The organism is Desulfosarcina sp. (assembly GCF_046496365.1).
In the GTDB taxonomy this organism is placed as follows: Bacteria; Desulfobacterota; Desulfobacteria; order Desulfobacterales; family Desulfosarcinaceae; genus Desulfosarcina.
Genome location: NZ_JAWOHB010000086.1, coordinates 33,311 through 40,431, shown reverse-complemented (window position 1 = coordinate 40,431; position 7,121 = coordinate 33,311). Strand labels below are relative to the sequence as shown.

The following is a 7,121-nucleotide window of genomic DNA, read 5'->3' as shown; positions in this document are numbered from 1 at the left end:
CAGAAGTTCAAAAGGGTGTTCCACACATCCATCCCCTTGGGGTGGAAAAAAGGCATGCCCGGCGCATCGTCGTGGAAGCTGAACAGATCCATGGCCGCGCCAATCTTGCGGTGGTTGCGTCTTTTGGCCTCCTCAAGGAAATTGAGATACGCCTTGAGCTGTTTTTTATCAAAAAAGGCGGTTCCGTAAATCCTCTGCAGCTGGGCCTTGGACTGGTCCGCTCGCCAATAGGCACCGGACACGCGCATCAGCTTGACGGCCCTTACAAAACCGGTGTGCGGCACGTGGGGCCCCCGGCACAAATCGGTAAAATCGCCCTGCTTGTAAAATGAGATCGTACCGTCGGCCAGTGCGGCGATCATTTCCGTCTTGTAGGGTTCATCCTTGTAAAACGCCAGCGCACTTTCCTTGGGTACCTCGTGGCGTTCAATGGGAATTTTCTCTTTGATGATACGGTTCATCTCTGCTTCGATCTCAGGAAAGGCTTCCTCCGAGAGCGGCTCCATGTCGATGTCGTAATAAAAGCCGTCCTCCACCACCGGTCCGATGGTAAGTTTTGCATCGGGATAAAGGTTCAACACCGCCTGGGCCATGACGTGGGCGGCACTGTGACGCATGATTTCCAGCGCTTCGGGGTCCCGGGTGGTGATCAGCCGCACGGTGGCGTCATTTTTAATGGGCCGGTTCAGGTCCACCAGATTGCCTTCTACCTCCATGGCCACGCAATCCCGGGCCAGTCCCTCGGAGATGCTCCTGGCCACCGCCAGTCCCGTGGGATAATCGTCAAAGGGTTTTCGACTTCCATCGGGAAGTGTGATATGAACCATTTTTCAACTGCCTTCCGTAAAAAGGTTGTGCGTGGCGAAATACCGGATATCCAAACAATTCATTGATAAAAAAACAACTTATGGAACGTAGGGAAAAACCCTCGCCGGGTCAAGAAAAAAATATGAACACCCTTGCTGCGTCTTCTTACCATCTGATCAGAACACCTGCCGAACTGCAGCAATTTGTCGACCGGATCAGCCGGGAGAAAATCCTTGCCGTGGATCTGGAAGCGGATTCCATGTTCCACTACCAGGAAAAAGTATGCCTGGTGCAGATGGCCGGAAACGGTGAGAATGTGGTCATTGATCCCCTGGAAGTCAACGACCTATCCCCGTTGGCCCCCCTGTTCAAGGACAAGCGGGTCTGCAAGGTGTTTCACGGTTCGGATTACGACGTCCGCTCACTCTACCGGGATTTTTCAATTGAGATCGACAACCTGTTCGATACGCAGCTGGCCAGCATGTTCCTGGGCGAACAGGAGACCAGCCTGGGGGCGGTGGTCAACAACCGCTTCGGCATCCAACTGGACAAGCGCTATCAGAAAAAAGACTGGTCCCAGCGTCCCCTGCCCGAGGGTATGGTCGAATATGCAGCATCGGACGTGTTTCACCTGATCCCGCTGGCCCGTCTGCTGATGGATGAATTGGAACAAAAGCGGCGTCTGGACTGGGTCAGGGAGGAGTGTGCCTACCTGTCCAAGGTCAGACCGATGGAAAACGGCAGCGAACCGCTCTTCCTCCGGTTCCGTGGCGCCGGACACCTGCCGCGGCGCAATCTGGCGGCGCTGGAGGGGTTGCTGCAATACCGCAAGGAGCTGGCCGTCAAAAAGGATAGGCCCCTGTTCAAGGTCTTTTCCAACACGGCACTTTTGAAAATCGCCACCGAAATGGCTCAGACCCAGCAGACCATCGAAGCAGCCCGCTGCTTGAGCGCCAAGCAGATCCGCATTTATGGTCAATCCCTGGCTGCCATCGTGAAGCGGGCCAACGACCTGCCCGCCAGTGACCTGCCCACCTATCCGCGCAAACGGCGGCCATCCGTTTCCCCCAACGTTCCCGATCGGATCAAGGCCATCAAGTCCTGGCGTGATGCATTGGCCGACCGTTTGCAGCTGGACCCCGCCTTGATGTTCAACAAAGCGCTGATGACCGCCATTGCAGTCAAAAAACCTTCGGACATCCAGAGCTTGCGAATGGTCGAGGATATGCGCAACTGGCAGGTGGACGCTTTTGGCAAGGATATTCTTGACGTTTTATGCTCCCTGCCCTGAAACCATAGCCTTGAACTTTAAATTGCCCAGGGGCAGACCGCCGGGCGCTGATCTTTCGGCAGCAGACTGCACATCGAAGCGGAACGGCCGTCATAGACCCTGTTTAGCGATAACAATTACCTTGACAGGCAAACCGGTTTGATGAAATCAGTGTGAACCCCGTGAGCGCATCAATCCCCGGTGGCTTGCCGATGACCCTTCAACGCCTGAAGGCCTCTGCAGCCATTGAGCAGAAAGCGGTTCCATGTCCCTGAGACGATTTTACCTCGCACCGGAGATGATCGGCAGCCTGCAACCGGAAATTACCGGATCCGACGCCGGCCATATCTGCCGGGTACTGCGGCTTTCACCCGGTGATGCCGTGGAACTCTTCGACGGCGCGGGCAACGGCTACCGGGCGAAGATCACATCGGCTTCACCCAGGCGCGTCGCATTCAGTATCGAAAAGAAATTTGCGCTGCTGGCAGAATCGCCGGTTCATATCACCCTGGCCCAGGCAATTCTCAAGGACCGCAAAATGGACGACCTCATCCGTCAATTGACCGAACTGGGCCTCGACCGGTGGATGCCATTTTATGCGGCACGGTCAGTGCCTTTGCAGGCAAAAAAAGAATCGGCAACGCGACTGGCGCGTTGGGAGAAGATCGCCCTGGAGGCAGTCAAGCAGTGCCGGCGCGGACGCGTTCCCCGGATTGCGCCGGCGCGAGATTTTGACGACATGCTGGCTGCATCGGACGAATACGACCTGAAAATCATTTTCTGGGAAGAGGCGGCGCAGGCGTTTGGTCTTAACGGGACAGCCCCGTTAAAGCCGAAAAAAATAATGCTTGCGATAGGACCCGAAGGCGGCTTCGACGCCGGAGAAATCCAACGGGCGCAGGCGTGTGGATTTTTCACCGCCGGTCTGGGCCCACGCATCCTGAGGTCGGAAACCGCCACCCTGGCCGCCTGCACCCTCTTGCAATATCGATTCGGCGACATGGGTCCCGGAAGCTGAACCTTAAATGGAGATCAGATGGGCCGACATGCGTGGCAGGTCAACAACCCTGATGGAAAATTTCGCGTTATCGTCACCAAGGCGCTTCCCGGGAGACGATGGCTCGATGTTCTCACGGCGTCCGATTGCCGCGTTGAGGTTTGCCAAAGCAAATCGGTTCTGGATACCGAGACCATCCGGTTGGCCATCGGCCGTCGATGTGACGGCGCCATCGGGCAACTCACCGAACCTTGGGGTGAAACGCTCTTCGAGGCGCTGAAGGCCGCCGGCGGAACCGCCTACAGCAATTATGCCGTGGGGTACAACAACGTGGACATGGATGCAGCCAACCGGGCCGGCATGCCGGTGGGCAACACGCCGGGGGTACTGACCGAAACCACCGCCGAAATGGCCGTGGCGCTCACCTTCGCAGCAGCCCGCCGCGTGGGGGAGGCGGAGCGGTATCTGCGCGCCGGCCGGTACACCGGCTGGCTGCCCGATCTTTTTTTGGGAACCCTTTTGCAGGGCAAAACGCTGGGCATCATCGGCGCCGGCAGAATCGGTGCCGCGTACGCCCGCATGATGGTTCAGGGCCATGGCATGCAACTGGTCTACCATGACCTTGCCACCAACAGCGACCTGGAATCCTTGGTGGCCGACCTCAGCCTTTTTCGGGTCTCTCATCGTCAATCACCGGTGGCCTGCCGCCGCGCTGAATCTTTAGAGGCGCTTCTGGAGGCCGCCGATTGTGTCAGCATCCACACGGTGCTGAACGAAGCGACCCACCACCTCATCGATGCCCGACGACTGGCCGTGATGAAGCCCGATGCCATCCTGATCAACACCAGCCGGGGACCGGTCATCGACGAGACGGCCCTGGTGGATCACTGCCGGCGCCATCCGGATTTTCGCGCCGGACTGGATGTGTTCGAGAACGAACCGGCCCTGGCACCCGGATTGACCGAACTGGACAATGTCCTCCTCGTGCCCCATATCGCCTCGGCCACGCGCTGGACCCGGGAAGGCATGGCTGTGCTGGCCGCCTGCAATGTAGCCGGCATCCTCGCCGGTTATCCCCTTTGGCGTCAGCCGGACATTCTGCCGTTTCTCGCTGAAGACCCGCCCTGCGCTATTCCGAGCATCGTCAATGCCGACGCGCTGGGAAAGCTGAATCGACGCAGTTAACCCTTTTCAGTTTCAGGAATTGCTCCTTGGGCATGGTTTTAAACAAGCCCTTGAAAATTTTATCTGCCAACGGATAAAACCGATCCATGGGAACGACCCAACAAGCCACCTACGATGGCTATATCAAGGCCCTGACGGACATCAGCCGCGCCATCACATCGGATCTGCTTCTGGAAGATCTGCTCAAGCTCATTGTCATGGCCACCGCCAAGGCCACCGGTGTGGAGATTTGCTCCCTCTGGCTCATTGACGAAAATCAGAAACCACCCAAAATCAAGCTGAAGGCCACCCAGTCAATCGACCCGGAATATGTCAAGGACCGCTCCCTGAACCTTGACGAAGGGGTTGTCGGGGTGGTCGTCTCCGGCAAACGCCCCATCACCATTAAATACCTGCAGCGCAGCCCACGTTTCAAGGAAAAGGCGATGGCCCGCAGACTCGGATTGGTTTCCATGGTTGGTGTCCCGCTCCAGCTCAAGGATGACAAGGTCATTGGTGTGCTCAACTGTTTTACGTCGGCCCCGCACGCCTTTTCCACGACCGAGATCAACCTGCTGACCGCAGTGGCCAACCAGGCGGCATTGGCCATCATGAACACAGAGCTGATGCTCAAGAACAAAGTGATCCAGGAAGAACTGGAAACCCGCAAGCTCATTGAACGGGCCAAGGAGATTCTGATTCGCCGACGGAGTTTGGATACCAACAGCGCGTTTCGATGGATTCAGAAACGCAGCATGGACAGCCGGAAATCCATGCGCGAGGTCGCTGAAGCCATTCTGCTGTCTGAGGATCTGGGATATTACTCGAGCATTCCCCACGCGTTGAAAAAGACACCAAGTAAGTGATACTTAACTTGCCGCTTGACATTAATCATACCCGCTGATATCGGTCAGACCATCGAATGCGTTTCATACAATGGCGTGTGAAACGGTCAATCAACCGACAAAGGCGTCTGTTGTCTCCGAAGCAGGGGGAAAGACGCCTTTTTGTATTTTTGCAGGGCGACCCTCCTTTGGGAGGAAACAGTCGCCTTTTTTATTGGCGTTTTGAAACCGCCAACCAGAAACAGCTGCCAATCAAGCGGTTTAAACCAGTGTCGAACATTTAACTGTCGAGGAATGCAAAGATGAATTTTCAAAGACCCAATGCCAACGATGCACTTGAAACGAAAAATCGTTCCCGCAATGTCGCCCCCCAGTCGGGAATATGCAGCCGCTGCATTGACGGGTGCAAAGGCAACTGCGACCTGTTCCGCGCTACCTTCAGGGGCCGGGAGCTGCTTTATCCCCAACCTTTCGGCAGCATCACCGCAGGTGCGGACAAGGACTATCCCGTGGACTATTCCCATCTGAATATCAACGGCTATGCCCTGGGTGCCCAGGGGATCGAAGCCAACCCCGACATGGCCACCTTCCCCAATGTGGACACCGAAACCGCCTTTGGCGTTGACAGCAAAGTAAAAATGAAAGTGCCGATCTTCACGGGAGCCCTCGGCAGCACGGATATCGCGCGCAACAACTGGGAGCATTTCGCCATCGGGGCCGCCATCAGCGGCATTACCCTGGTATGCGGCGAAAACGTATGCGGCATCGACCCGGAACTCGAATTTAATGCCAGCGGGAAAGTGGCCAAATCACCGGAGATGGACCGCCGGATTAAGGAGTACCGCCGCTATCACGAGGGTTACGGCGACATTCTGGTCCAGATGAACGTGGAGGACACCCGCAACGGCGTCGCCGAGTATGTTATCGACAAGCTCGGGGTCGAAACCATCGAACTGAAATGGGGTCAGGGGGCCAAGTGCATCGGCGGAGAAATCAAGGTCAACTCGCTGGAGAGAGCCATTCAGTTAAAAAAACGCGGCTATATCGTCACCCCCGATCCGGAAAGCCCTGCCTTCCAGGCAGCCTTCAAATCCGGACCGTTGAAGCAGTTCGAACGGCATTCCCGCTTAGGATTCATTGACCAGGAAGGGTTCATGAATGAAGTGGAACGGTTGCGCAAGCTGGGCGCCAGGCGAATTACACTTAAGACCGGGGCATATCCCATGCGGGAACTGGCCATGGCCATCCGCTGGTCCAGTGATGCCGGCATCGATCTGCTCACCATAGACGGCGCGCCGGGCGGCACAGGCATGAGCCCATGGAGAATGATGTGCGAGTGGGGAGTTCCGTCCATCTACCTGCATTCCATGGCTTACGAACTGTGCAGCCGCCTGGCCCAACGGGGAAAACCGGTGCCGGATATCGCCTTCGCGGGCGGCTTTTCATCGGAGGATCACGTTTTCAAAGCATTGGCGCTGGGTGCCCCTTTCTGCAAGGCCGTCTGCATGGGGCGCGCCTTGATGATACCCGGGATGGTCGGCAAAAACACGGAGAAATGGTTGAGGGGTGAACAGGGAGGACTTCCGTCAACGGTGTCCGTATTCGGCTCAACCAAGGAAGAGATCTTCATGAATTACGAAGTGCTCAAGGAAAAATATGGTTCCGAAGCAGCCAGACTTCCCCTGGGAGCGGTGGGCATCTTCAGTGCGGTTGACAAGATCAAGGTCGGCCTTCAGCAGATTATGGCCGGCGCCAGAAACTGGAAGGTGGCCTACATCTCCAGAAATGACATCTTCTCGCTGACCGAAGAGTGTGCGAAGGTTACAAGGATTCCCTATGTGATGGATGCTTACCGTGAGGAAGCACTCCAGATCATCGACGCCTGATGTTTCCGGCCAACAACTTGCGAATCACCAAAAGGGGCGGTGCCGAACCGCCCCTCTTCATATTTTCCGTCCCACTCATTTTTTGCATATTACATTAGTATCGGTTATACAGAGACGATGCGTCCCTTTGTAACTTGTCGCACTGGGCAACC

At 56.4% G+C, this 7,121-nt stretch carries 6 protein-coding genes; 5 read left to right on the top strand and 1 reads right to left on the bottom strand.

Annotated features, from left to right (window positions below):
• On the bottom strand, nucleotides 1-827 hold an 827-nt coding region (locus R6V78_RS07195; RefSeq protein ID WP_410288658.1), incomplete at its 3' end, for a TGS domain-containing protein.
• Between the two features lie 122 nt (nucleotides 828-949).
• Between R6V78_RS07195 and R6V78_RS07190 the strand changes: the two genes are divergently transcribed.
• The 5 genes from R6V78_RS07190 (at nucleotide 950) to R6V78_RS07170 (ending at nucleotide 6,969) form a co-directional block, all read left to right on the top strand.
• The gene (locus R6V78_RS07190; RefSeq protein ID WP_410288657.1) at nucleotides 950-2,098 is read left to right on the top strand and encodes a ribonuclease D; all 1,149 of its coding nucleotides are present in this window, start codon (nucleotides 950-952) and stop codon (nucleotides 2,096-2,098) included.
• Between the two features lie 244 nt (nucleotides 2,099-2,342).
• On the top strand, nucleotides 2,343-3,095 hold the full coding sequence (locus tag R6V78_RS07185; RefSeq protein ID WP_410288656.1) for a 16S rRNA (uracil(1498)-N(3))-methyltransferase: 753 nt from the start codon (nucleotides 2,343-2,345) through the stop codon (nucleotides 3,093-3,095).
• A gap of 18 nt (nucleotides 3,096-3,113) precedes the next feature.
• A complete protein-coding gene (locus R6V78_RS07180) occupies nucleotides 3,114-4,259 on the top strand; it encodes an NAD(P)-dependent oxidoreductase (RefSeq protein ID WP_410288655.1) in 1,146 nt (381 codons plus the stop codon).
• Between the two features lie 86 nt (nucleotides 4,260-4,345).
• A complete protein-coding gene (locus R6V78_RS07175; protein WP_410288654.1) occupies nucleotides 4,346-5,104 on the top strand; it encodes an ANTAR domain-containing protein in 759 nt (252 codons plus the stop codon).
• 281 nt (nucleotides 5,105-5,385) lie between these two features.
• On the top strand, nucleotides 5,386-6,969 hold the full coding sequence (locus R6V78_RS07170; RefSeq protein ID WP_410288653.1) for an FMN-binding glutamate synthase family protein: 1,584 nt from the start codon (nucleotides 5,386-5,388) through the stop codon (nucleotides 6,967-6,969).
• The last annotated feature ends 152 nt before the right edge of the window (nucleotides 6,970-7,121 follow it).